This is a genomic window from Xylophilus sp. GW821-FHT01B05, assembly GCA_038961845.1.
Lineage (GTDB): Bacteria > Pseudomonadota > Gammaproteobacteria > Burkholderiales > Burkholderiaceae_C > Xylophilus.
On record CP152408.1, the window covers coordinates 5,597,770 to 5,622,900 of the forward strand.

General features: G+C 67.5%; 22 protein-coding genes and 1 rRNA gene. 11 read left to right on the plus strand and 12 right to left on the minus strand.

The annotated features are described in order from the left end of the window. Positions 1–2: 2 nt before the first annotated feature. The 6 genes from AAFF27_26115 to argS all read right to left on the minus strand — a co-directional run bounded on the left by AAFF27_26115 (position 3) and on the right by argS (position 6,447). Positions 3–1,580 (minus strand): RNA polymerase factor sigma-54, encoded by a 1,578-nt coding sequence (locus AAFF27_26115; GenBank protein ID XAH23415.1) that lies wholly within the window; start codon positions 1,578–1,580, stop codon positions 3–5. Positions 1,581–1,728: 148 nt separating this feature from the next. Beyond that, entirely contained in the window at positions 1,729–2,535 is an 807-nt protein-coding gene (lptB, locus tag AAFF27_26120) for an LPS export ABC transporter ATP-binding protein (GenBank protein XAH23416.1), read from the minus strand. Next, entirely contained in the window at positions 2,532–3,176 is a 645-nt protein-coding gene (gene lptA / locus AAFF27_26125; protein XAH23417.1) for a lipopolysaccharide transport periplasmic protein LptA, read from the minus strand. The genes lptB and lptA overlap by 4 nt, the downstream gene beginning before the upstream one ends. Before the next feature lie 180 nt (positions 3,177–3,356). Beyond that, positions 3,357–4,022 carry a thiol:disulfide interchange protein DsbA/DsbL gene (locus AAFF27_26130; GenBank protein ID XAH23418.1) on the minus strand — a complete coding sequence of 222 codons (666 nt, stop codon included), beginning with the start codon at positions 4,020–4,022 and terminating at the stop codon, positions 3,357–3,359. A gap of 50 nt (positions 4,023–4,072) precedes the next feature. Then, a complete protein-coding gene (locus AAFF27_26135; GenBank protein ID XAH23419.1) occupies positions 4,073–4,756 on the minus strand; it encodes an SPOR domain-containing protein in 684 nt (227 codons plus the stop codon). A 17-nt stretch (positions 4,757–4,773) separates the two neighbouring features. After that, on the minus strand, positions 4,774–6,447 hold the full coding sequence (argS, locus tag AAFF27_26140; protein XAH23420.1) for an arginine--tRNA ligase: 1,674 nt from the start codon (positions 6,445–6,447) through the stop codon (positions 4,774–4,776). A 140-nt stretch (positions 6,448–6,587) separates the two neighbouring features. Here argS and AAFF27_26145 point away from each other — a divergent pair, with 140 nt between their 5' ends. Next, a complete protein-coding gene (locus tag AAFF27_26145; protein XAH23421.1) occupies positions 6,588–6,926 on the plus strand; it encodes a PsiF family protein in 339 nt (112 codons plus the stop codon). A gap of 161 nt (positions 6,927–7,087) precedes the next feature. On the opposite strand, the gene AAFF27_26150 is transcribed toward AAFF27_26145, so the two are convergent. Beyond that, positions 7,088–7,543 (minus strand): DUF2214 family protein, encoded by a 456-nt coding sequence (locus AAFF27_26150; protein ID XAH23422.1) that lies wholly within the window; start codon positions 7,541–7,543, stop codon positions 7,088–7,090. A gap of 259 nt (positions 7,544–7,802) precedes the next feature. Between AAFF27_26150 and AAFF27_26155 the strand changes: the two genes are divergently transcribed. Continuing rightward, entirely contained in the window at positions 7,803–9,665 is a 1,863-nt protein-coding gene (locus AAFF27_26155; protein XAH23423.1) for a subtype B tannase, read from the plus strand. Positions 9,666–9,726: 61 nt separating this feature from the next. On the opposite strand, the gene AAFF27_26160 is transcribed toward AAFF27_26155, so the two are convergent. Continuing rightward, positions 9,727–11,073, minus strand: coding sequence for a dicarboxylate/amino acid:cation symporter (locus AAFF27_26160; protein XAH23424.1), 1,347 nt, complete (start codon positions 11,071–11,073; stop codon positions 9,727–9,729). A 273-nt stretch (positions 11,074–11,346) separates the two neighbouring features. Here AAFF27_26160 and AAFF27_26165 point away from each other — a divergent pair, with 273 nt between their 5' ends. Together AAFF27_26165 and AAFF27_26170 are read left to right on the plus strand one after the other, a co-directional pair. Continuing rightward, positions 11,347–13,947 (plus strand): PAS-domain containing protein, encoded by a 2,601-nt coding sequence (locus AAFF27_26165; GenBank protein ID XAH26330.1) that lies wholly within the window; start codon positions 11,347–11,349, stop codon positions 13,945–13,947. Between the two features lie 37 nt (positions 13,948–13,984). After that, positions 13,985–14,116 carry a hypothetical protein gene (locus AAFF27_26170; protein ID XAH23425.1) on the plus strand — a complete coding sequence of 44 codons (132 nt, stop codon included), beginning with the start codon at positions 13,985–13,987 and terminating at the stop codon, positions 14,114–14,116. 401 nt (positions 14,117–14,517) lie between these two features. Here AAFF27_26170 and AAFF27_26175 read toward each other — a convergent pair whose 3' ends face one another. Both AAFF27_26175 and AAFF27_26180 read right to left on the minus strand, forming a co-directional pair. After that, positions 14,518–15,156, minus strand: coding sequence for a response regulator transcription factor (locus tag AAFF27_26175; protein XAH23426.1), 639 nt, complete (start codon positions 15,154–15,156; stop codon positions 14,518–14,520). A 5-nt stretch (positions 15,157–15,161) separates the two neighbouring features. Further along, positions 15,162–16,097, minus strand: a complete 936-nt coding sequence (locus tag AAFF27_26180; protein XAH23427.1) for a LysR family transcriptional regulator — start codon at positions 16,095–16,097, stop codon at positions 15,162–15,164. A 167-nt stretch (positions 16,098–16,264) separates the two neighbouring features. Here AAFF27_26180 and AAFF27_26185 point away from each other — a divergent pair, with 167 nt between their 5' ends. Next, the gene (locus tag AAFF27_26185; GenBank protein XAH23428.1) at positions 16,265–18,457 is read left to right on the plus strand and encodes a malate synthase G; all 2,193 of its coding nucleotides are present in this window, start codon (positions 16,265–16,267) and stop codon (positions 18,455–18,457) included. 79 nt (positions 18,458–18,536) lie between these two features. Here the strand turns inward: AAFF27_26185 and AAFF27_26190 are convergent, their stop codons facing one another. Then, a complete protein-coding gene (locus tag AAFF27_26190; protein ID XAH23429.1) occupies positions 18,537–18,746 on the minus strand; it encodes a hypothetical protein in 210 nt (69 codons plus the stop codon). Positions 18,747–19,193: 447 nt separating this feature from the next. On the opposite strand from AAFF27_26190, the gene AAFF27_26195 reads away from it, so the two are divergent. The 6 genes from AAFF27_26195 to AAFF27_26220 all read left to right on the plus strand — a co-directional run bounded on the left by AAFF27_26195 (position 19,194) and on the right by AAFF27_26220 (position 24,817). Then, complete coding sequence (locus tag AAFF27_26195) at positions 19,194–19,712, plus strand: fasciclin domain-containing protein (protein XAH26331.1); 519 nt, start codon at positions 19,194–19,196, stop codon at positions 19,710–19,712. A gap of 127 nt (positions 19,713–19,839) precedes the next feature. Next, positions 19,840–21,972, plus strand: coding sequence for a TonB-dependent receptor (locus AAFF27_26200; GenBank protein XAH23430.1), 2,133 nt, complete (start codon positions 19,840–19,842; stop codon positions 21,970–21,972). Positions 21,973–22,076: 104 nt separating this feature from the next. Beyond that, positions 22,077–22,313, plus strand: a complete 237-nt coding sequence (locus AAFF27_26205; protein ID XAH23431.1) for a cysteine-rich CWC family protein — start codon at positions 22,077–22,079, stop codon at positions 22,311–22,313. Between the two features lie 10 nt (positions 22,314–22,323). Continuing rightward, positions 22,324–22,515, plus strand: coding sequence for a 4-oxalocrotonate tautomerase (locus tag AAFF27_26210; protein XAH23432.1), 192 nt, complete (start codon positions 22,324–22,326; stop codon positions 22,513–22,515). Positions 22,516–22,538: 23 nt separating this feature from the next. After that, positions 22,539–24,023 (plus strand): MFS transporter, encoded by a 1,485-nt coding sequence (locus tag AAFF27_26215; GenBank protein XAH23433.1) that lies wholly within the window; start codon positions 22,539–22,541, stop codon positions 24,021–24,023. 5 nt (positions 24,024–24,028) lie between these two features. Next, positions 24,029–24,817 carry a class II glutamine amidotransferase gene (locus tag AAFF27_26220; GenBank protein ID XAH23434.1) on the plus strand — a complete coding sequence of 263 codons (789 nt, stop codon included), beginning with the start codon at positions 24,029–24,031 and terminating at the stop codon, positions 24,815–24,817. A gap of 119 nt (positions 24,818–24,936) precedes the next feature. Here AAFF27_26220 and rrf read toward each other — a convergent pair. Then, positions 24,937–25,049: ribosomal RNA gene (rrf, locus tag AAFF27_26225) — 5S ribosomal RNA — on the minus strand. Between the last annotated feature and the right edge of the window lie 82 nt (positions 25,050–25,131).

Genomic DNA, 25,131 nt, shown 5'->3' on the forward strand with positions numbered 1-25,131 from the left:
GGCTACAGCGCCTTGCGCAGGTTGGCCGGCGCGATGCGCAGCGCCTCGCGGTACTTGGCCACGGTGCGGCGCGCGCACTCGATGCCCTGCTCCTTGAGCATCTCGGAGATCTGGCTGTCCGACAGCGGCTTCTTGGTGCTCTCTGAGGCAACGAACTGCTTGATCAGCGCGCGCACTGCCGTGCTCGACGCATTGCCGCCGGTCTCGGTGCCCAGCGCCGAGCCAAAGAAATACTTCAGCTCGAAGGTGCCATAGGGCGTGGCCATGTACTTGGCGGTGGTCACGCGGCTGATGGTGGACTCGTGCAGGCCCAGCTCGTCGGCGATCTCGCGCAGCACCAGCGGGCGCATGGCCAGCTCGCCGTGCACGAAGAAGTTCTTCTGCCGCTCGACGATGGCGTTGGACACGCGCAGGATGGTGTCGAAGCGCTGCTGGATGTTCTTGATGAACCAGCGCGCCTCCTGCAGGCGCTGCTGCAGCGCGGCGCTGCCTTCGCCCCTGTGCTGGCGCAGCGCGCTGGCGTAGATGTCGTGCACGCGCAGGCGCGGCATGACCTCGGCGTTGAGCTGCACCTGGAAGCGCACCTGGGTGCCGCGGCCGATGCGGCGCACGATGACATCGGGCACGACGATGTTGCGCTCGACGTCGACAAAGCGCCGGCCGGGCTTGGGCTCGAGCCGCGCGATCAGCGCCATCGCGATGCGCGTGGTTTCGTCGTCGGCGCCGCAGGCGGCCACCAGGCGCTTGACGTCGCGCCGCGCCAGCAGCTCCATGGGCTGGGCGCAGATCGCCAGTGCCGCGGCCAGCACCTCGGGGTCTGCCGCATCGTCGTCTTCCGTGGCCTGCAGGGCGCGCAGTTGCAGCGTCAGGCATTCGCGCAGGTCGCGCGCGCCGACGCCGGTCGGCTCCAGGTGCTGCAGCAGGCTGAGCGCCATGGTGAAGCGGTGCACCAGTTCCTCGACCTCTTCGGCCTGCTCTTCGCCGGGGCCGGCCAGGCCGAGCGCAAGCGAGGGCAGCGAGTCTTCCAGGTAGCCGTCGTCGTTGAGGGATTCGATCAAAAAGCGCAGCGCAGCGCTGTCCTCGGGCGAAAGCCGCAGCGCCAGCGCCTGGCGGTGCAGGTGTGACTGCAGCGACTCCTGGCTGCGCGCCAGCTCGGTGGCGTCGACCTCGCCGTCGTCGCCCAGGTTGTTCTTGCGCGCCGGCGCGTCACCGCCCCACTCGCTGTCGTCGGGCGCGACCTCGACACCGCCATCGCCCTCCCAGCCGGGCTCGTCCAGGCGCTCGCCTTCTGACTCGCCTTCGGCTTGCGCATCATTTGTGGCTGAAGCCGTTGTGCTGCCTGGGCCATCAGCTACAGAAAAAGGAGCGTCATCGCCTGCGGGCGCATCCGCCTGCGCCACGCCAAACTCTTCGCGCGCGGCCTCTTCCTGCGTGATTTCAAGAAAGGGGTTGTCGTCGAGCATCTGCTCGACTTCCTGGCTCAGCTCCAGCGTGGACAGCTGCAACAGCCGGATCGATTGCTGCAGCTGCGGCGTAAGCGCCAGATGCTGCGAAACCCGAAGCGATAAACCCTGTTTCATACGACGGCGCCACTCCCCAAGCGGCTGCGCGCAGCGCGGCCCGCCGTTCGCAGGGCCGCTGCGCACGGCCGCCCGAAGCGGCCGGCCCGCCCCCGGAAGGGGGTTGGCGAAGACACGAAGTGCGAAGCCTGGGGGTGAACCAAAGTGATCACATCCTGAAGTGTTCGCCCAGGTAGACGCGGCGCACGTCGGCGTTCTCCACGATCTCCTCGGGTGTGCCCTGGGCCAGCACCCGGCCATCGCTGATGATGAAGGCGTGGTCGCAAATGCCCAGCGTCTCGCGCACGTTGTGGTCGGTGATCAGCACGCCAATGCCGCGATCCTTGAGGAAGCCGATGATGCGTTGGATCTCGATCACGGCGATCGGGTCGATACCGGCGAAGGGCTCGTCCAGCAGGATGAAGCGCGGCTGGGTGGCCAGCGCGCGGGCGATTTCCACGCGGCGGCGCTCGCCGCCCGAGAGCGCGAGCGCGGGCGAGTCGCGCAGGTGGTCGACCCGCAGCTCGGCCAGCAGCGCGGTCAGGCGCTCCTCGATTTCTAGTTTCTTGAGCGGGCGGCCGTCTTCGTCATGCTGCAGTTCCAGCACCGCGCGCACGTTCTCCTGCACCGTGAGCTTGCGAAAGATCGAGGCTTCTTGCGGCAGGTAAGACAAACCCAGGCGCGAGCGCCGATGGATCGGCAGTCCGTCAATGGGCTGGCCGTCGATCTGGATGTCGCCGCCGTCGGAGCGCACCAGGCCCACGATCATGTAGAAGGAGGTGGTCTTGCCCGCGCCATTGGGGCCCAGCAGGCCGACCACTTCGCCCTTTTGCACGGAGAGCGACACATCCTTCACCACCGTGCGGCTGCCATAGGCCTTGCGCAGGTGGCGCGCCTCCAGCCGGCTGCCGGTGGTGACGGGATGGGCACTTCCGCCGGGCGTCTCGCGCTCGGCTGTGAGGACGGGCTCGGTCATTGCGGAACCCCGCTCAGCGTCTTGCTGGGGCGCAGCCCGGGCCCGCTGGCGGGCGGCGGCGCCGCTGGCGCAGCGCCAGGTGCCGGCGGCGCGCTGTTGGGCACCAGCACCGCGCGCACCCGGCCGCCTGGGTTCTTGGCGCTGTTGGCGCCCGGATTGCCGTCGACGGTGGACACGTCGGTCACGTTGTCATAGACGATGACGTCACCGTGCACCTCGTCGTTCACCGTGGCCCCTGCCAGCCGGCGCACCACGGCACGCTTGATGAACTTGACCCGGTCGATCTTGCCGTCGTAGTCGATGGTCTCGCCTTCGCCTTCGATGAATTCGTCGGGGGCGCCGGGCGCCGTGTCGCGCTTTTGCTTGAAGTAGGCGAGCTTGCCTGGCTCGGCAAAGACCAGTCCGTACTGGTAGCCGTCGGCGTCCTGCCGCACTTCCAGCCGCGCACCACGGATCACGATGGTGCCCTTGGTCATCACGACGTTGCCGGTGAAGACGCTGATCTGCTGCAGGCCGTCGTGCCGCAGCGCGTCGGACTCGATGTTGGCGGGCTTGGTGCGGTCAGCCTTCTCGGCCTGTGCGGCCCCGGCCGACAGCAAGGCGGCCATGGCGAAAAAGAGGGATGCGAGGGTAGGCTTCATAAGGGCACGAATCTTGCAGGCATTCTAACGACGATGTGGGCACTGCCCGCGTCTGTGGGACAAATGCCGCTCGATTCCATGTCTCTCCACCCAGGCGAGGCCCGATGTAGTAGGCAAATGCCCCGCAAATAACAAAAGCCCGCATGCGCGGGCTTTTGTTATTTGCGGGGCGACTTGGGCTCAGGCCTTCTTGCGCGCTTCCGCGATCAGCAGATCGGTGACCTGCAGCGCACGGTCCATGCTGCCGGCCATCGAGCCGTCGGTGATGTAGCGGCCGGCGATGCCGAGCGATGGCACGCCTTCGACCTGGTACTGGTCCTGCAGCTGCGCCGCGCGCTTGACCTTGGCTGCCACCGAGAAGGAGTTGTAGGCCTCCAGGAACTTGGCCTTGTCCACGCCCTGCTTGGCGACCCAGTCGGCGATCGGGCCGTCGCGGTTGATCTGCTGGCGCTCGGCGTGGATGGCGTTGAAGACCTTGACGTGCAGTTCGGGGATCTTGCCCAGGGCTTCGAGCGCGTAGTAGAGCTTTTGCTGCGGCAGGAAGTCGTCCCGGAAGAACACCGGCACGCGCTTGAGCGCTACGTCGGCCGGCTGTGCCTTGGCCCAGCGCTCGAAGGCGGGCTCGAAGGCATTGCAGTGCGGGCAGCCGTACCAAAAGAACTCGATCACCTCGATCTTGCCCGCCGGGGCGTCGACCGCGACCGGCTTGCCGAGCACCACGTAGTCCTTGCCGGCCTTGGGCGGAGCGCCCTGGGCATGGGCCTGGGATGTCAACGCCAGCGGCAGGGTGGCGGCCGCCACGGCGGCGGTGGTGGTGGACAGATTGAAATTACGACGGTTGAGCATGGACAGAGATTCTCCTTGAGGGGGTCTGAGGCGCAACATTTGGAAAAAGTTCAGCGCTGCACGCGCACCAGGCTGGAATCCATGCCGGCGACGTCGAGTTTTTCCTTCAGGCGGTCGGCCTCGTCGCGGCGCACGAAGGGGCCCACGCGCACGCGGTAGACGGTGCGGCCGGCCTGCTCGCGTTCGGTGACGCGGGCTTCCCAGCCCATGATGGCGAGCCGGGCGCGCTGCGCCTCGGCGTCATCGCTGGTGCGGAAGGCGCCGGCCTGTATGAAGTATTCGAAGGGCTCGGCATTGCCTGGCGGCGGCACGGTGGGGGCCGGGGCGGTGGCGCGGGCCGAGCGGGCGGCGGCCAGGTCGCCGAGCGGGTCGGCCGATGGCGCCGGCGTGCTGGCGGCCGCACGGGCGGCGGGAGCGGTGGGGGCCGTTACCGGCGCCACTGCGGTGCTGGTGGGCGGCGCCGTGCCATCGGTCGTGCCCACGCTGCCTGCGGCGCCCGGCGGCGGCCGCACGCTGCGCTTGTTGGCCAGGGCGGAGTTGGGGTCCCAGTCGCGGTTCTTCTGGGCTTCGGCCGCGTCCTGGTCGGCATTGCGGCCGGCGTTGCGGTTGAGGAAGGGCACCGGCACCTTGGTGACGTAGACCGCCACGGCCAGCGCCGCGCCCAGGCCCAGCATGACACCGATGACGATGCCCAGAAATGTCCCGCCCCGATGAGCCTGTCGCTTCTTGCGCATGAGCCGTGTCCCTCTTGTCACATCTTGGCCGGGGCCGACACGCCCAGCACCGCCAGGCCATTGTGCAGTACCTGCGCCACCGCAGCGACCAGGGCCAGGCGCGCGGTCTTGGTGGGCAGGTCGTCGACCAGGATGCGCTCGGCGTCGTAGTAGCTGTGATAAGCGGCGGCCAGGTCGCGCAGGTAGAAGGTGACGTCGTGCGGGGCGAAGTCCTTGGCGGCGGCGGTGAGCATCTCGGGGTACTTGGCGAGCTGCAGCATGAGCGATTGCGCGGCCGGTGTGTCGAGCGGCGCCAGGCCGGCATCGGTCAGCGTGGCGCGGTCGCCGCCCCAGCCGGCCAGCACGGAGCAGATGCGCGCGTGGGCGTACTGCACGTAGTAGACCGGGTTGTCGTTGTTCTTGGCCACCGCGAGGTCGATGTCGAAGGTGTATTCGGTGTCGGGCTTGCGGCTGAGCAGGAAGAAGCGCACGGCGTCGGTGCTGGTCCATTCGACCAGGTCGCGCAGGGTGACGTAGCTGCCGGCGCGCTTGCTGATCTTGACCTCTTCGCCGCCCTTGACCACGCGCACCATGGTGTGCAGCACGTAGTCGGGGTAGCCCTGCGGGATGCCGACGCCAGCGGCCTGCAGGCCGGCGCGCACGCGGGCGATGGTGCCGTGGTGGTCGGTGCCCTGGATGTTGACGACCTTGTGAAAGCCGCGCTCCCACTTGGCGATGTGATAGGCCACATCCGGCACGAAGTAGGTGTAGCTGCCGTCCTGCTTGCGCATGACGCGGTCCTTGTCGTCACCGTAATCGGTGGACTTGAGCCACAGCGCGCCGTCTTGCTCGTAGGTCTTGCCGGCATCGATCAGCTTTTGCACCGTCTGCGCAACGCGGCCGCTGGTGTAGAGGCTGGATTCGAGGTAGTAGTTGTCGAAGCGGACCTGGAAGGCTTTCAGGTCCAGGTCCTGCTCGCGGCGCAGGTAGGCGACGGCGAACTGGCGGATCGAGTCGATGTCGTTGACGTCGCCGCTGGCGGTGTATTCGCGGTCGTCGGACTTGACGGTTTTTTTAGCGAGGAAGTCGGCGGCGATGTCGGCGATGTAGTCGCCGTTGTATGCCTGTTCGGGCCACTCGGCGTCACCGGGCTTGAAGCCCTTGGCGCGCAACTGGGTGCTGTTGGCCAGGGTCTGGATCTGCACGCCGGCGTCGTTGTAATAGAACTCGCGCCAGACGTTCTGGCCCTGCGTGGCCAGCAGGTTGCAGATGGCATCGCCGAGCGCGGCCTGGCGGCCGTGGCCGACGTGCAGCGGGCCGGTCGGGTTGGCCGAGACAAATTCGACCAGCACCTTGTCGCCGCTGGCCGCTTGCACGCCGTAGCCGTCGCCGGCGGCGAGGATTTCGCGCACGGTCTGCTGCTTGGCCTCGGGCGTGAGGCGGATGTTGAGGAAGCCGGGGCCGGCGATCTCGACCGCCGAGGTCCAGCGCTGGAAGGCGGGCGTGGCCTGCAGCGCGTCGCGCAGCGACTCGGCCAGCTGGCGCGGGTTTTTGCCCAGCGGCTTGGCCAGCTGCATGGCGGCGGTGGTGGCGAAATCGCCATGCGCCGCCACCTTGGGGGATTCAAAAACGGCGCGCGTGGCGGCGCCGGGCAGCATTTGTTCCAGCGCGTCGGCCAAGGCCGCGAGCAGATCGTGTTTCACGGAGAGCATCGGCGGATTTTACGGGCCACCTCAAACGCGCCTTTGTCGGGCACACTGCGGACGTCATCCCAACTTCCGGTTATGACGTTATGGGGCAGGGTCCCGTCCGGGATTCGCTCAACCTTCATCTGATGCAGGAGAAATCCACCATGAAGAAACTGCTCTCCCTCGCCGCGGCCGCCGGCCTGGCCCTGTCCCTTGTCAGCGCCGTGCATGCCGCCGACGCCCCCGCCGCCAAGCCCGTGACGGCCCAGCAGGGCAAGATGGCCACCTGCAACAAGGACGCCACCGGCAAGACCGGCGACGACCGCAAGGCCTTCATGAAGGAATGCCTGAGCGCCGGCGGCGCCCCGGCAGCGGCTGCCAAGCCGGCCACGCAGCAGGAAAAGATGAAGACCTGCAACGCCGACGCCAAGACCAAGGCGCTCAAGGGCGATGACCGCAAGAGCTTCATGAGCAGTTGCCTGAGCAACAAGCCCGCCGCCTGATGATGCTACTTATTTAATAGCTTATTGCCGGCGTCCATCAAGCTTTTCATATATAAAACTACCTGAAATGCAGGATTGACCAGGGCTACCAGCTATTATTTTTGATATCCAGATCCCAAACCCCGCCCGGCCTGCCGCGCGGGGTTTTGTTTTGGGGCGGCCTACTTGCCGCCGAAGCCACGCGCCAGAAAGACTGCCGCCAGCGGGATCAGCGGCAGCAGGTGCGCCTGCACCATCACCAGGCGCCGGGTGGCCTTGATCTCGGCTTCGGCCGGCAGCGCGCCGCCGGCCTGCTGCGCCTTGGCCCAGCGGCGGAAGGTGAGCGTGGGCTTGATCGAGATCAGCGCGATCACCACGAACATCCCGACCTTGGCGTGCAGCAGCCAGTTGCCGCCGTAAAAGCCCGGCCCCTTCACGCCCCAGATGATGCGGGCCAGGCCGGTGGCCAGCACCAGCATGGCGGCCAGGCCATAGACCAGGTCGATCCTGGCCAGCCGCGCCACCACCTTGGCGTTGAGCCAGTCGGCGCGGCACAGCGCGGCCTCGCTGGCGAGGAAGACGATCATCGTGAAGATGGCGATCAGGTGCAGGTAGGCGAGGATGGATTCGAGGACCATGGTCGGCTTTCGTGGACTGACGCACTCGGAACGGCGCGGTTGCGCGCATTGTGCAAGAGCCGCGGCTGACTGCGGCGCCCCACACCGCGCGCTGCTTTGATGCCCGTGGGAAACCCTGATGCCGCGCGGTTATCACGCCTCGCGATGCGTCATCTTATGCAGCCGGCATCCGCTGCCTAAAGTGCCTTGCCATCTCGTTGCGCCCCGCCATGCGGCCCAGAGAGCGCCCCTCCGATCCCTTCATTCCAAAGAGACAAGCATGCAAAGACAATTCAAACATCGCGCACTTGCGGCCGCCATGGCCGCGATCTCGGCCACCGGCCTCATGACGGCCTGTGGTGGCGGTGGCGGCGGCACCCCGTCCAGCGCGGGGGCCTATGACAGCAAGCTGGCTTTCGACAAGACCGCCTACACGACGATCACCGTCACCCTCGACGGCGTGAGCACGCCGGTGCGCTGGTACCGGGAGCTGTGCTACGTCGGCAAGCCGATGACGCTGGCGCCCACGCAGTCCGCCGGCGCGGTGGACAACCAGGCCTGCGGCTACCAGAACATGAACGTCTTTGTGCGCGAGGCCGACGCGGCCAAGCAGGACAACGCCATCCTGCTCAACGTCAACAACGCCGGCTGGCTGGCCAGCTACCAAGGGGGCAAGGGCGGCTGGAATGGCACGGCCCCCATCACCAGCGCCAACTACAGCGGCGCCGACATCGTCAATGGCGGCACCTACGTCAGCACCAGCGATACCAACAAGGTGGGCGCCGCGCTGGCCCGCGGCTTTGTGTACATCAACATGGCCTCGCGCAGCCGTGGCGCCACCGCCCCCGCCGGCGTCTACGCCGACGGCATCTACCAGGGCAAGGCGCCGGCCGCCATCGTCGACGCCAAGGCCGCCGTGCGCTACCTGCGCCTGAACGACAGCCTCATGCCGGGCAGCGCCAGCCGCATCGTGGTGAACGGCACCAGCGGCGGCGGCGCGCAGAGCACGCAACTCGGGGCCACGGGCGACAGCGCCGACTATTTGCCCTACCTGCAAGCCGCCGGCGCGGCCGGCGTCGACTCGGACGGCAAGAGCTCCATCAGCGACAGCGTCTACGCCATCGTGGCCTACTGCCCGATCCAGGACATGGGCAGTGCCGACCTGGCCTATGAATGGATGTTCAACGTGCTGGAAACGCGCGCGCTGGTCTCGGCGGATCAGAAGGCCGGGCTGATCGTCGATGCGAGCGGCAATGAGCTGGTCCGCGCCTCGAACCCGGCCCCCGCGGGCAGCACGGCCTTGATGAACAAGTTCATGACCTACCAGTCCGGCCTGGGCCTTCAGGCCGACGACGGCACGGCGCTCACCACCGACAACATGCTGGCCGCCCTGCAGACCGAAATCAAGAAGGCGGCCAGCGCGTATGTCAAGGCCGGCAAGACCTTCGTCGCCTACAACGCCTACGGCAGCGCCGCCGCCAATGGCGTGGCCGGCGGCAGCGGAACGCTGTACTACAAGAACGACTTCATCAACGTGGATGCGAGCGGCACGGTCACGAGCTTCGACATGACGAACTACCTGAAGTTCGTGGCCAAGCAAGCCCGGCTCAAGGCCGTGCCGGCGTTTGACCAGGTTGGCCAGACCGCCGCCCTCGCAACGACGGCCACAGCCGACACCACCAAGGCTGGCACCACCATCTACGGCAACTACAGCGGCGGCGAATCCAACCTGTTCGGCACCGCTGCCCAGGTCTATTCCAACTTCACCGAGTACGCCTGGAACAACAACAACGGCGGCGACGCAGTCAATGCCACGCAAAGCGATGTCGGCCTGGCCAATACCGGCACCACCTGGGCCGCCAACCCGCAGCAGGCTTATCTGCTGAACCAGTACAAGATGATCAACGCGCTGCCCTATGTCGGCAAGACCGATGGCATCACGCCGCACTGGCGCATCCGCGTGGGCGCGCGCGACCGCGACACCTCCTTCACCGTGGCCTACAACCTCAGCCGCGCCCTGAAGGCGGACGCCAAGGTCAAGGATGTCGACTACGCCCTGTTCTGGGACCAGGGGCACGCCGGCAACTACGACGTGCTGGACGCCTTTACCTGGATCGACCAGAGGCTGGCCGCCGGCAATTAAATAAAAAAGGCGGTGCGGGCCCGAAGGCTCGCACCGCCATGGCGGCAGACCGCAGGAAAGCTCAGGCCACCGGGCGGGCCGTCATCGGCACATCGCTGGCCACGGGGACCGGCAGCGGCTCGCCGTTCAGGGCCGCATCCAGGCGGCTGTAGTCCAGCGCGTTTTCCCAGCGGGACACCACCACGGTTGCAACGGCATTGCCGATGAAGTTGGTCAGCGAGCGGCATTCGCTCATGAAGCGGTCCACGCCCAGGATCAGGGCCATGCCGGCCACAGGCACCTCGGGCACCACGGCCAGGGTGGCGGCCAGGGTGATGAAGCCGGCGCCGGTCACGCCGGCCGCGCCCTTGGAGCTGAGCATGGCGACCAGCAGCAGCGCCACCTGGTGGCCCAGCGACAGCTCGGTGTTGGTGGCCTGCGCGATGAACAGCGCCGCCAGCGTCATGTAGATGTTGGTGCCGTCCAGGTTGAACGAGTAGCCCGTGGGCACCACCAGCCCCACCACCGACTTGCTGCAGCCGGCCTTCTCCATCTTTTCCATCAGCGACGGCAGGGCCGACTCGGAAGACGAGGTGCCCAGCACCAGCAGCAGCTCGGCCTTGAGGTAGCGGCACAGCTTGAACACCGAGAAGCCGCACAGGCGCGCCACGAAGCCCAGCACCACCACCACGAACAGCAGCGAGGTGACGTAGAACGAGCCCACCAGCCAGGCCAGGTTCACCAGCGAGCCCAGGCCGAACTTGCCGATGGTGAAGGCGATGGCGCCGAAGGCACCGATCGGAGCGGCCTTCATGACGATGTTCACCAGCTTGAACACGGGCACCGTCAGGGCTTCCAGGAAGTTCAGCACCGGCTTGCCGGCCTTGCCCGCCAGCGCCAGCGACACGCCGAAGAGCACGGCCACCAGCAGCACCTGCAGGATGTTGTCGCCCACGAAGGGGCTCACCAGCGTCTTGGGGATGATGTCCATGACGAAGCCCGTCAGCGTCATTTCATGCGACTTGGCCACGTAGGACTTGACGGCGGTCTGGTCCAGATCGGCCGGGTTGATGTTCATGCCGGCGCCGGGCTGGACCACGTTGGCCACCACCAGGCCGACCACCAGGGCCAGCGTGGAGAAGAACATGAAGTAGGCCATGGCCTTGCCAAAGACCCGGCCGACGCTGCTCAGCTGCGTCATGCCGGCGATGCCGGTGACGATGGTCAGGAAGATCACCGGCGCGATGATCATCTTCACGAGCTTGATGAAGCCGTCGCCCAGCGGCTTCAGCGCCTCGCCATAGGCGGGCTCGAAATGGCCCAGCAAAACGCCCAGGACGATGGCAACGACCACCTGGAAGTACAGCTGGCGGTAAAAGGGCAGGGGCAGACGCGCGTGGTGGCTGTCTGCCGTTGGAATGGCATGCATGGGCTTGGCTCCGGAATCTGAGGACCACACCATCAGGGTGCGTCGAGGGGGCCGGTTGTACCGTCGCAGGCATGGGAAGCCGATAGCCCATTGGTATTAGTCGGCCGGGCTCCCCTGGGAGCCGGAAGCACCAACCTAGGGAAAGTACCTAGCCCCAAACTGGGGCACGCCGCCGTGGAAGGGCCTGCTCCTGCGCTCAGGGACAATTGGTGCGTGCCTCTCTTCACACCCCGCCGCCGCATTGCCTGGACGCTGCTGGTCCTCCTGGGAGGCATGGCCGGCAGCATGCTCCTGGCCGGCAGGCTGGCCTGGCACCGTTCGCTGAACGAGGAAAGCGACAACGTGCAGCGCCAGCTGACGCTGTATGGCCAGACCCTGAGGCAGGGCATTGACCGCTACCGCACGCTGCCCGAGGTGCTGGCCCTGGACAGTCAGTTGCGCGACGCGTTGAACCACCCCCTGCAGCCCGAGGAAGTCGCCCGCCTCAACCACAAGCTGGAGCAGGCCAACGGGGCAAGCCAGTCCTCCACCCTGACGCTGATCGACCGCCACGGCCAGGCCCTGGCCGCCAGCAACTGGCGCGCCGCCACCAGCAACGTGGGGGTGGACTACAGCTTCCGGCCCTATGTGCAGCAGGCCCTGGCGCAGGGCAGCGGCAGCTTCTACGGCATTGGCGTGACCACGGGCGAGCCGGGCTACTTCCTGTCCCAGGCCATCCGCGACGACAGCGGCCAGACGCAGGGCCTGGTGGTCATCAAGATCGCGCTGCAGGAACTTGAGCGCGAGTGGCTGCAGACGCCGGACATCGTGTTCACCTCGGACGAGCACGGCGTCGTCTTCCTGGCCAGCCAGGATGCCTGGCGCTACCGGCTGCTGCAGCCGCTGGACGACGAAGAGCGCCGCGAGCTGAGCGCCACGCGCCAGTACGCCGACCAACCCTTGCGGCCGCTGGATTTCCGTGTGGAAGAACGCATGGACAACGGCGGCACGCTGGCGCGCATGCAGACGCCGCCCTTGCCGGGCCGCGTGCTCTGGCAAACGCAGCCGCTGCCCGGCACCCCGTGGCAATTGCACCTGGTGCACGAGACGCATGGCAGCCTCGCCGACAGCCGCTGGGCCGCCGCCGCCGGCGCTGGCGGCTGGCTCGCGCTGGGCCTGCTCGTGCTGTTCGCACGGCAGCGCCAACGCCTGGCGGCCTTGCGCCAGCGCAGCCGCCAAGAGCTGGAAACCGTGCTGCGCCAGCACGCCCAGGAGCTGCGCACCGCGCAGGACGGCGTCGTGCAGGCGGCCCAGCAGGCCGACACCGGCCTCTCCCGCAGCCTTGAGCACCTGCCCCAGGGCGTTGTCATCGTCGATGGTGATCTGAAGCTGGTGGCCTGGAACTCACGCTACGTGCAGCTGTTTCGCTACCCGGCCGACCTGATGCGCGTGGGCCAGCCGATCGAGGCCCTGCTGCGCCACAACGCGCGCCGGGGCCTGCTGGGCCTGGGCTCCACAGATGCGGCCATTGGCCGGCGCCTGGAGCATCTGCGCAAGGGCACGCCGCATCTGCACGAGAGCGCCAAGGACGATGGCACGGTGCTGGAGATTCGCGGCAACCCGCTGCCCGAGGGCGGCTTCGTCACCAGCTACGCCGACATCACCAGCTACAAGAACACCGCACGCGAGCTGCGCTCGCTCGCCGACGCGCTGGAGCGGCGCGTGGCCGACCGCACGCGCGATCTGGCCCAGGCCAAGCGGGAGGCCGAGCAGGCCAACCGCTACAAGACCCGCTTCATCGCCGCCGCCGTGCATGACCTGCTGCAGCCGCTGAATGCGGCGCGCATGTTCACCTCGCTGCTGCGCAGCCACCTGCATGCCGATGCCGATCGGCATGCGGTAGACAGCATCGATGGCGCCCTGGCGGCGCAGGACGCCATCCTCAACAGCCTGCTGGACATCGCCCGCATGGAGTCGGGCCAGCTGGAGCTGCATGTGCGCGCCGTGGCGCTGGGGCCCATGCTGCAGGTGCTGCGGCACAACTTCGGCATCCTGGCGGAGAGCCGGGGCCTGCGGCTGTCGTGCGTGGACACGCGCTGCGCGGTGCGCACGGACGAGACCCTGCTGCAGCGCATCCTGCAGAACTTCCTGTCCAACGCCATCCGCTACAGCCCGCGCGGGCGCATCGTCATCGGCTGCCGGCGCGACGGCGAGCACGTGCGCATAGAGGTGCACGACCAGGGCCCGGGCATCCCCGAAGCCCTGCAGCGCGAGATCTTCGAGGAGTTCCGCCGGCTCGACGAGGGGCGCGACGGCGACCGTGGCGCCGGCCTGGGGCTGGCCATCGTCGAGCGCCTGGGCCGGCTGCTGGGCCACGAGATCGGCGTGCGCTCCCAACTGGGCCGCGGCAGCGTGTTCTGGGTGCGTGTGCCGCTGGGCGACCCGGCCGCCGTGCCGCAGATCGGCCCCCCGCCCCACGCCAGCGAGCAGGTGGACGACGCGCCGCTGCATGGCGGCAACGCCTGGGTGATAGAGGACGACAGCCAGACCTGCGCCGCCACCCAGGCCCTGCTGCAGCGCTGGGGCTGCCAGGTGCCCTTCGCCGGGGGCGCCCCAGAAGCCCTGGCGCAGGCGCAGCCCGGGCAGGCGCCCCAGCTCGTGCTGCTGGACGTGCACCTGGGCAGCCACCACGGCCCCGACGTCTATGCCGAACTGTGCCGGCGCTGGGGCAAGGCCCCGGCGGTGATCCTGGTCACGGCGGAACGCGACGCCACGCTGCGCCGCCATGCGGCGGAACAGGGCTGGGCCTTCCTGGCCAAGCCCGTGCGCCCGCCCGCGCTGCGAGCGCTGATGAGCCAGACCCTGCTGCGCTTGCGCGAAAGCGCGCGACACTGAGAACGTGGGTACGTTCTAGTGTCGCGTCAAGCGTGAGGTGAAGGATGGGTGCGAAGGCATCGGCGTGCAGCGCAAGGCGCAGGCCGCAGCCCAGGCTTTACGCCTGGGCAAGGGCTGCAACGCAGCGATGCGCGGCGAGGGCAAGCGCACACCGGCAGATCATGCTTGACGCGACACTAGGGGCCATCCCTTTCAAGGTCTTGTGGTCTGTTCGATAGTTCTGGTGTTTTGCTGATGGCGGGAGCCGGGCCGAGCGCAGCGAAGGCCCGTGTGGCTGGCCGGGGTCCCCTCTGTGGCGTCGAGGAACGGAGGAGTCGGCAGGTTGCCCGTAGCGAAGCGAAGGGACGGCGAGGACTGTTTGAGCGCAGCGAGTTCCGCAGCCGCCTGCCGATTCCGAGTACCGCAGAGCAGTCTGCGCAGCAGACCGCCACAGTGGGGTCGCCTTTTCTTCGGTTACCTTCTTTTGGCGAAGCAAAAGAAGGTGACTGCGCCGCCGGGCGCACATCCCGGCACCCGCCGCCTGCAAGGCACGCAAGCCCGGATATCTCAAAGACCTGGTTCCAAGGGCAGTCAGGGCCCGCTCTCCGGCTCCAGGCTCTTCACCAGCACCGCCGCCTGGGTACGGCTGTAGCACTCCAGCTTCTTGAGGATGGCCGTGACATGCACCTTGACGGTGTTCTCGGCCAGCTTCAGCTCATGGGCGATCTGCTTGTTCAGCAGGCCGTCGGCCAGGCACAGCAGCACGCGGAACTGCTGCGGCGTCAGTTGCGCCAGGCGGGTCGCCAGCTCGGCATCGGCTTCGGAGCGCTCGGCTGCCATCGGCGGGAACCAGCTGCCGCCGTCCAGCACGGCGGCGATGGCTTCGCCCATGGCCTCGGCCGGTGCCGACTTCGGGATGAAGCCGGCCGCCCCGAACTGCTGGGCGCGGCGGATCACGCGCGGATGGTCGTTGGACGAGATCACCACCACCGGCAGCTGCGGGTATTCGCCCCGCACATGCAGCAGGGCGGAGAAGCCCCGCGTGCCCGGCATGCTCAGATCCAGCAGCACCAGCTCCACCTCGGGATGCTCCTGCAATGCCGCCCCCAAGGTGGCCGCGCTCGCGGCCTCCAGCGTGCGGAACTGCGGCAGGCGCTCGTGCAACACGTGCAGCACGGCGGCCCGGAACAGCGGGTGGTCATCGGCAATCAGCAGCGTGGGCAGGGACATGGTCCTCAGTCTGCCACGAGGCCCCGGCGCCAGAATTCAGGTTGCGCGTAGTGCTGGCGCAGCCAGTCGATCCACAGCCGCACGCGCAGGGGCAGGTGTTTGCGCTGTGGAAACACCACGTAGATGCCATTGGGCGGTGCGGCGAAATCCTCCAGCACGGCCAGCAGGCGGCCTGCGGCAATCTCGGCCTCGACCTCCCAGGTGCTGCGCCATGCAATGCCCCAGCCCCCAAGGCACCAGTCGTGCAGCACCTGCCCGTCGGAGCAGTCGAGCGGGCCGCCGGGCCTGAAATGCACCACCTCGCCCGCGCCGCCTTCGGTCGGCAGGCTAAAGGCCCAGCCCCGGGTCTGCGAGGCGTCGCTCGACAGGGTGAGGCAGTCGTGCTGCGCCAGTTCCGACGGATGGCGCGGCGTGCCGCGGCGCGCCAGATAGTCCGGCGTAGCCACGCACAGCCGCCGGTTGTCCGCGATGCGCGCGCTGACGAGCGCCGAGTCAGGGAGGTCACCGACACGCACGGCGCAGTCGAAACCCTCGCCCGCCAGGTCCACCACGCGGTCGCTCAGGTTCAGGGAGATCGTCACCTCCGGATGGGTATCCCGAAAAAGCGGCACCAGCGGCGCGACGTGGCGCCGGCCAAAGCCCGCCGGCGCGGTGATGCGCAAGTGGCCGCGCGCCTTCAGCCCACCGGCGCTGACCGCCGCCTCGGCGTTTGCCAGCTCGGCCAGCACGCGCTGGCAGTCTTCCAGGAAGGCGCTGCCCTCATGCGTGAGCGTGATGCGGCGCGTGGTGCGCACCAGCAGCTTCACGCCCAATTGGGCCTCCAGCGCGTCGATGCGGCGGCCGATGATGGCCGGCGCCACGCCCTCGGCCTGCGCGGCCGCAGTGAGCGTGCCGCGGCTGGCGACCGAGACAAAGGTTTCCAGCGCTTTGAGCTTGTCCATGGGCGGTAATTATCGTGGTGCGCCGCCGGATTGCATCTTAAAAAGTCACGAATTAATCGACATCGAGGCGCTTAATGCTGGTGGAGAGATCCAATACAGTTGCCACACGGGCCGATGCCATCGGCTGCGATTCCCCACTCACTCACGCTCATCCAAGGCGCTTCACCATGACCGCACGCACTAACGTCCACGGCCTTCAGGTCGCCACCGTTCTCCATCGCTTCATCGAAGAGCAGGTCCTGCCCGGCACCGGCGTCGCCAGCGAAGTCTTCTGGAAGGGCTTCGATGCCATCGTCCATGAGCTGGCCCCGAAGAACGCCGCGCTGCTGGCCGAGCGCGACCGCCTGCAGACCGCACTCGACGACTGGCACAAGGCCCACCCCGGCCCGATTCAAGACCTGCCGGCCTACCGCGCCTTTCTGGAACAGATCGGCTACCTGCAGCCCCAGCCCGCCGGCGTGAAGGCGACCACCACCAATGTCGACGCCGAGCTGGCGCTGCAGGCCGGCCCGCAACTGGTGGTGCCGATCCTGAACGCGCGCTACGCCCTCAACGCCGCCAATGCGCGCTGGGGTTCGCTGTACGACGCGCTGTACGGCACGGATGCCATCCCCGAGACCGATGGCGCCGACAAAGGCAAGGGCTACAACCCGCTGCGCGGCGCCAAGGTGATCGCGTTTGCGCGCCAGTTTCTGGACGATGCCGTGCCGCTGGCCGGCGGCTCGCACGCCGATGCCGCCGGCTATGCGGTGGAAGGCGGCCAACTGGTGGTCACGCTCCAGAGCGGCAAGACCGGCCTGAAGACGCCGGCGCAGTTCGTCGGCTACCAGGGCGATGCGGGTGCGCCCTCGGCCGTGCTGCTGGTGCACAACGGCCTGCACATCGACATCCAGATCGACCGCGGCACGGCCATCGGCAAGACCGATGCGGCCGGCGTGTCAGACGTGGTGGTCGAGGCCGCGCTGTCCACCATCCTGGACCTGGAAGACTCGGTGGCGGTGGTCGATGCCGAGGACAAGGTCGTCGCCTACGCCAACTGGCTGGGCATCCTGCAAGGCACGCTGACCGAAGAGTTGAGCAAGGGCGGCAAGACCTTCACCCGCAGCCTGAACCCCGACCGCCTTTACACCGGCGCCAACGGCCAGCCGGTGCGCCTGCATGGCCGCTCGCTCATGTTCCTGCGCAACGTCGGCCACCTGATGACCAACCCGGCCATCCTGTGGGACGGCGGCAAGGAGATTCCTGAGGGCATCCTGGACGCGGTCGTCACCACCACCATCGCGCTGCACGACCTGAAGCGCCGCGGCAAGGAAGACATCGTCAACTCGCGCACCGGCAGCGTCTACATCGTCAAGCCCAAGATGCACGGCCCGGCCGAGGTCGCCTTTGCCAGCGAGCTGTTCGGCCGCGTCGAGCAGTTGCTGGGCTTGCCCGCCAACACCGTGAAGCTGGGCATCATGGACGAAGAGCGCCGCACCAGCGTCAACCTGCAGGCCTGCATCGCCGAGGCCGCCGCGCGCGTGGCCTTCATCAACACCGGCTTCCTCGACCGCACCGGCGACGAGATGCACAGCGCCATGCAGGGCGGCGCCATGCTGCGCAAGGGCGACATGAAGACCACGCCCTGGATCACGGCTTATGAGAAGAACAACGTGCTGGTCGGCCTGGCCTGCGGCCTGCGCGGCAAGGCGCAGATCGGCAAGGGCATGTGGGCCATGCCTGACCTGATGGCCGACATGCTCAAGGCCAAGATCGCGCACCCCAAGGCCGGCGCCAACACCGCCTGGGTGCCCTCGCCCACCGCCGCCACGCTGCATGCGCTGCACTACCACCAGGTCAACGTGGCCGAGGTGCAGCAAGCGCTGGAAAAGACCGACGCCGCCGCCGAGCGCGACGCGCTGCTGGCCGGCCTGCTGCAGGTGCCCATCGCCCCCGCCGTGAACTGGAGCGCCGCCGATCGCCAGCAAGAGCTGGACAACAACGCGCAGGGCATCCTCGGCTACGTGGTGCGCTGGATCGACCAGGGCGTGGGCTGCTCCAAGGTGCCCGACATCCACAACGTCGGCCTGATGGAAGACCGCGCCACCCTGCGCATCAGCAGCCAGCACATCGCCAACTGGCTGTTGCACGGCGTGGTGACCCAGGCACAGGTGAAGGAAACCTTCGAACGCATGGCCGCCGTGGTCGATCAGCAAAACGCCGGCGACCCGCTGTACCAGCCCATGGCCGGCCACTTCAACACCTCGGCCGCCTACCAGGCTGCGCTGGATCTGGTGCTGAAGGGCATCGAGCAGCCCAGCGGCTATACCGAGCCGCTGCTGCATGCGTGGCGGCTGAAGGTGAAGGCTGCTGCGGCCTGAAGCTGCAGGTATCAGTGATGAAAGAACGGCGCCTGCGGGCGCCGTTTTCGTTGTGGCCTGCGCGGGCCTCAGGAAAGCATCATGGCGCGGTCTTGCTGCGCGGGGGAACACGCACCACCTGCCCCGCACGCACGACGATCAGGTCCGTGCCCGTCTGCTCGGCCAATTGCCGCGCCCGCAGCGCCGCACGCTTCATCGCCGCCATCGCTCCTTTGATATTGGCATCCTCGGCCGCTGTCAGGGGGCCGTAGTGGGCCAGTGGTTCGCTCACATGTTTGGGGCTTGTCATGGCTTGTCGCTCCAGCTCTTCAATTGGGGCTCGTTGTGCGGATTCCGATTGTGCGGCGCCGATTACCGCCGCAATCGACAGCAGCAGCACACAGCCTCCCTGCCTTCCACCGCCCACGCCCACGCCCACGCCCACGCAGCAAACCCCACGCCAGATGCAGCTTTCCTCTCGGGGTTTCATCCTACAAACCAAACGCCAAACCGCTGCGTAAAGACATCAGGCAAACAAATGCTGTTCGCCCTTTTGTCACGATCCAACCAGGAGCTCTCCATGAAGCAACTTGTTCTTGCAGCTGGCGTCACCGCCTTGCTCACCGCCTGTTCCGGCGGCATGTACGGCGGCGGCACATCTTCGGTCGATGCGCGCTCCAATCCCATGACCACCAACGGCGGCACTGGCGTGATGACGCCCAATGGCCCTTCCGTCAACGGCATGGCGCCACCGCCCATGGCCAACTCCATGCCGATGCAGTCCTCCATGCCCGGCCCGGTCATGGTCGGCGGCGCGCCGATGTACCCGAACCGCGACATCATCGACAACGCGGTCAACTCCAAAGACCACACCACGCTGGTCGCGGCCGTCAAGGCGGCCGGCCTGGTCGACACCCTCAAGGGCCCGGGCCCGTTCACGGTGTTTGCGCCGACCAATGCGGCCTTCGCGCTACTGCCCGCCGGCACCGTAGACACGCTGCTGCAGCCCACCAACAAGCCCACGCTGACCAAGGTGCTGACCTACCACGTGGTGCCTGGCCGGCTCGATGCCGCCGCGCTCAGCCAGTTGATCCGCGCAGGGGGCGGCCGCGCCGTGCTCAATACGGCCAGCGGCGGCACGCTGACCGCAAGCATGCGCGGTGCCAGCATCGTCATCACGGACGCCAAGGGCGGCTGGGCCACGGTCACGACCAGCAATGTCTACCAATCCAATGGTGTGATCCACGTGGTGGACCATGTGCTGCTGCCGGGCTAAAGGATAGCTACCAAATAGATAGCTATAAGCCCAGGTAGCACCTGGGCTAAAGGCACTTTTCCTTTGAAACCGGCACAGAGCGGCAGTGCTGTGCCAGACTTGGCCGATGCCGACTGTTACACCGCCCATGCTGCTCGCGACGCTGCTCGCGGGCACCTCGCTTCTGCCCAGCGCCGTCCAGGCGGCCGAGGATGCAGCCGGCACGGCCGACCCCACGCTGCGACCGGTGGTCATCACCGGCGCCGCGCCGGATCGCCAGCGCTGGGTATCGCCCGCCTCCATCGACGTGATCGACGGCGAAGAGATCCGCGCCGGCCAGTTGCAAATCAACCTGTCGGAGAGCCTCGGCCGCGTGCCCGGCCTGGTGGTGCTGAACCGGCAGAACTACGCGCAAGACCTGCAGATCTCCATCCGCGGCTTTGGCGCGCGCTCGACCTTTGGCGTGCGCGGCATACGTCTGTTTGTCGACGGCATTCCCGCCACCGCACCCGACGGCCAGGGCCAGACCGCCAACTTTCCGCTGGGCCTGGCCGAGCGCATCGAGGTGATCCGCGGACCTTTCTCAGCGTTGTACGGCGCGTCGTCTGGTGGCGTGATCGCGCTGACCACGGCCGATGGCAGCACGCCCACCGTAGTGCGCACCGGCCTGGCTGCGGGCTCAGACGGGCTGTGGCGCGCGTCCACGCAAGCGCTGGGCACGGTCGGCGAATGGAGCTACGCGCTCGACGCCTCGGCCTTCTCCACCGATGGCGCGCGGCCGCAGTCGGCGGCGGACCGGCAGAGCGGCACGCTCAAGCTGTCGCGCCGCTATGGCTCGGGCGACACCGCCGGCCGCATCGTGCTGCTGGGCAGCCGGCAATCCGGCAGCGCGCAAGACCCGCTGGGCCTGACCCGCGCCGAGTTCAACGCCGACCCGCGCCAGACCACCGCCAACGCCCAGCGCTACAACACGCGCAAGGAAACCGAGCAATCGCAGCTCGGCCTGGCCTGGCAGCAAGGCCTGGGCGGCGGCCACCAGCTGGAGCTGATCGCCTACGGCGGCACACGCAGCGCCCTGCAGTACCAAGCCATCCCGCCCGCAACGCAAGTGCCGGCCAGCTACCCCGGCGGCGTGATCGACCTGGACCGTGACTACGCCGGCTGGAACGCGCGCTGGCGCTTTGACCAACGCGAAGGCACGGGCCCCGACGCCCGCCGCTTCACCATCACCGCCGGCCTGGCTTCTGACGTGCAGCGCGAAGTGCGGCGCGGCTACCAAAACTTCACCGGCAGCGCCGCCGCCCCGACCGCGCTCGGCGTGCAAGGCGCGCTGCGGCGCGACGAGGTCAACCGCGCCACCACGCTCGACCCCTATGTGCAGGCCGAATGGGAAACCGCCGACTGGACCTGGACCGCCGGCCTGCGCCACTCGCGCGTGCGCTTTCGCTCTGCCGACCACTACATCGTGCCGGGCAACCCGGACGACAGCGGCGCCACCAACTACTCAGGCACCTCGCCCGTGGCCGGCGTGCGCTGGCGCCTGACACCCGCCATGCAGGCCTTTGCCAGCATCGGGCGCGGCTTCGAGACGCCCACGCTGAACGAAGCCGCCTACCGCGCCGGCGGCCTGGCCGGCCTCAACACCGACCTGGCCGCCAGCCGCAGCCGCAGCGCCGAGGCCGGCCTGCGCGGCCGTCACGGCGTAGGCGCCTGGACCGCCACCGTCTTTGACATCCGCACGCGCAACGAGATCGTGGTGCTGGCCAACACCGGCGGCCGCTCCACCTACCAAAACGCCGGCGCCACCACGCGCCGCGGGCTGGAGCTGTCGGGCGACGCGCAATGGGGCCGGGTCACGCTCAACGGCGCGCTCACCTGGATGCGCGCCGAGTACGCCGACAGCTTTGCCTCCGGCGGCCAGACCGTGCCCGCCGGCAACCGCATGCCGGCCATCCCGCGCACCCAGGCCTACCTGCAACTGGCCTGGGAGCCCTGGGATAAAAGCGTGTTCACCGCAGAACTGCGCCACAGCACGCGCATCGCCGTGGATGACCGCAACAGCGACTTCGCCGCCGGCGCCACCGTGCTCGCGCTCGGCGCCCGCTTTCAGCAGGATTTCGGCAACGACTGGACGCTGCGCCAGTTCGTGCGCCTGGACAACGCCACCAACCGCCGCTACGCCGGCTCGGTCATCGTCAACGAAAGCAATGGCCGCTTCTTCGAGCCCGGCCTGCCACGCGCGCTGTACGCGGGCATCGAGCTGGAAAAGCGCTTTCGCTGATTTCAACGTCAGCTACATATTTAATAGCTAATAGCCCAGGCACCACCTGGGCTTCAGGCACTTTTCGCTTAAAACACCTGGCGGCGCGGCTACACTGGCTCCCCATGTCCCGCCCCGCCGACGCCAATCACTGCCCGCTGTGCGGCGCGCTCAATAGCTGCGCCGTCGAAGCGGCACGGGCCACGGGCACGGCGCCCACCGATTGCTGGTGCTTCAAGCTGCCGGCCATAGACGCCGCAGCGCTGGCGCGCATCCCGGCCGCCGCACGCGGCCAGGCCTGCATCTGCGCGCGCTGCGCCGCCGGCGCTCCTATGATCGACACCCCTCATCACTCTGCGTAGAAAGCTCTGCATGCCCACCTATCACATCGAAATGATGGAAGGCCGTACGGTCGAACAGAAGAAAAAGCTGGTGGCCGAAATCACCCGCGTTTCCGTCGAAATTCTGGGCGGCTCGCCTGAGTCGGTCGACATCCTCATCACCGACATCGCGCGCCACAACTGGGCCACCGGCGGCAAGCTCTGGTCCGAACCGCGCGAGTAAGCCGCACGCCCTTCCCGCTCCCCATGTCGGCCGCCGCCAGCCCACCGCCCCCCGCGCTTTCGCTGCGCGAGCGCTACGGGGAGCGCTACCGCTGGCTGCTGTTGATGACGGTGATGATCGGCACCATGGCCTCGGTCATGTCCTCGACCATCGTCAACGTCGCCATTCCCGGCATGAGCCACCACTTCACGCTCGGACAAGAGCGTGCGCAGTGGGTGTCCTCGGGCTTCATGGTCGCCATGACCGTCTCCATGCTGGCCACGCCCTGGCTGCTCAACCGCTACGGTTACCGCAAGACCTACGCCGGCGCAATGTGGCTGCTGCTGGCCGGTGGCCTGCTCGGCGGCTTTGCCAATGCCTACAGCCTGGTGCTCGGCGCCCGCGTGGCCGAAGGCCTGGCCGCCGGCGTGGTGCAGCCGATCCCGGCCATCATCATCCTGCGCGCCTTCGCACCGCATGAGCAGGGCCGCGCCAGCGGCATCTTCGGCATGGGCGTGGTGCTGGCCCCGGCCATCGGCCCCAGCATCGGCGGCGTGCTGGTCGACCTGTTCGGCTGGCGCTCCATCTTCTTCCTGGTCGTGCCCTTCTGCCTGGTGTCGCTGTGGCTGGGCCAAAAGTTTGTGCCAACTACCGCCCCCGGCGGCATCGCAACAGACCGCGCCGGCAAAGGCCTGGACTGGCGCGGCCTGCTGCTCGGCTGCATCGGCACCCTGTGCCTGCTCAACGGCCTGGTCGCGCTGCGCGGCAGCAGCCCGTTGCAAGCCGCACTGCTGCTGGCCGCGGCCGTTGCAGCGCTGATCGTCTTCATCTGGTGGGAGCGCGGGCTTGGGCAGCAAGGCCGGCAACCGCTGATGAACCTGGCGCTGTTCTCGCACCGCCAGTTCGCCATGGGCAGCATCGTCTCCTTCATTTACGGCACGGCGCTGTTCGGCTCGACCTATCTGCTGCCGGTCTATATGCAGCTCGGGCTGCAGCTGTCGCCGTCCTACGTCGGCACCATCCTCATGCCCGCCGGCTTCGTGCTGGCCATCGCCATCGCCCTGGTCGGCCGGCTGGCCGACCGCCATCCCACCTATCTGCTGGTATCGATAGGCTTGGCGCTGCTGGCCGCCTCCTTCGCGCTGATGGTGCTGGTGCGCCTGGACAGCGCGATCTGGCTGCTGATCGCCTTTGCCGTCCTCGGGCGCATCGGCCTGGGCTTCATCCTGCCCTCGCTCAACCTCGGCGCGCTGCAGCCATTGGCGCCACCCCTGATCCCCCAGGGCGCGAGCGTGGTCAATTTCGTGCGCATGCTCGGCGGCGCCGCCGGCGTCAGCCTGTGCGGCATCGTGCTCGAATGGCGGCTGGCCGCGCATGGCGACACGCTCAGCAACCCCGCCACCAGCCCAGAGCGCCTGGCCGCCTTTGGCGACACCTTCCTCATGCTTGCGGCGCTGTGCCTGCTGGCGCTCGCCGCCGCCTCGCAACTGCGCCACGGACCCCACCGCACCCCGCCACAGAAAGATTGAATTCCATGTGCCAACTGCTGGGCATGAACTGCAACACGCCCACCGACATCACCTTCAGCTTCTCAGGCTTTGCGCAACGCGGTGGCGGCACCTCGGACCACTCCGACGGCTGGGGCATCGCCTTCTTCGAAGGCCTGGGCCTGCGCCATTTTGTTGATCACCAGCGTGCTGTTGATTCGCCCATTTCCGAACTGATACGGCGCTATCCCATCAAAAGCCAGCACGTTATCGCCCACATCCGCAAAGCCACGCAAGGCGTCGTCAGCCTGCAGAACTGCCACCCCTTCGTGCGCGAGCTATGGGGCCGCTACTGGGTCTTCGCGCACAACGGCGACCTCAAAGACTTTCAGCCGCGGCTGCACGGCAGCTTCCACCCGGTAGGCAGCACCGACAGCGAACGCGCCTTCTGCTGGATCATGCAGGAACTGGCCAAATCCCACGCCGGCGTACCCAGCGTCGACGAACTCACGCGCACATTGCGCGAGCTGGCGCCGCAGATTGCTGCGCACGGCACCTTCAATTTTTTGCTCTCGAACGGGCAAGCGCTCTGGGCGCACGCGTCCACCCAGCTGTATTACATAGAGCGTCGCCACCCATTTGCCTCAGCCGAGCTTGCAGACGAAGACGTCACCATAGATTTCGCCGCCCACACCACGCCGCAAGACCGCATCGCAGTCATCGTGACCGCCCCCTTGACCAGCAATGAGCAATGGCAGGCCTTTGCGCCAGGGGAGCTGAAGGTATTCGTAGACGGCGCGGAGCACGAAGTAGAAGCGCTGAACCTGCCGACCTGAAGCGGCAGGCGGCAATACTTCAATAATCCCTCAGCACGCGCAGTGCTGAGTTAAAAAAGCGTTCGCCCAAAGACAAACACCCCCAATCTTTCGACTGGGGGTGTTTGAGGGCTGTAAGAGCCTGACGATGACCTACTTTCACACGGGAACCCGCACTATCATCGGCGCGGAGGCGTTTCACTGTCCTGTTCGGGATGGGAAGGAGTGGGACCACCTCGCTATGGTCATCAGGCATAACTGGGTGTCGTGCTGAACATGGTTCAACACAACGAATTCATAGAGTTTGGAATCAGCTTGAGTATTTTGAATGCGTC